This window comes from Pseudomonas sp. UBA6276, from assembly GCF_002438365.1.
In the GTDB taxonomy this organism is placed as follows: Bacteria; Pseudomonadota; Gammaproteobacteria; order Pseudomonadales; family Pseudomonadaceae; genus Aquipseudomonas; species Aquipseudomonas coleopterorum.
The window spans coordinates 10,734-10,956 of sequence record NZ_DJUS01000048.1; the positions used below are offsets into that span (position 1 = coordinate 10,734).

The following is a 223-nucleotide window of genomic DNA, read 5'->3' on the forward strand; positions in this document are numbered from 1 at the left end:
TGTTGGTGAAGATGATCGCCTTCTGGTACGTCTCGTTGGCCAGCAGCCAGTTGAGGATCTGCTCCTTGTGGACGTTGTGGTCGGCCGTGACGATCTGCTGGCGAGTGCCCTCGGCCAGCTGGCTGACGTTGTTGATCAGCAGGTGCTCGGGGTCCTTGAGCACCTTGCCGATCATCTCGCGCAGACCGGCGCCGCCGGTGGTCGCCGAGAACAGCAGGGTCTG

Annotated in this window: 1 pseudogene; it reads right to left on the minus strand. The window is 62.8% G+C overall.

Annotated elements, in window-relative coordinates:
- Positions 1-223: pseudogene (locus B2V21_RS05655) on the minus strand (ATP-dependent helicase); the annotation flags it as partial.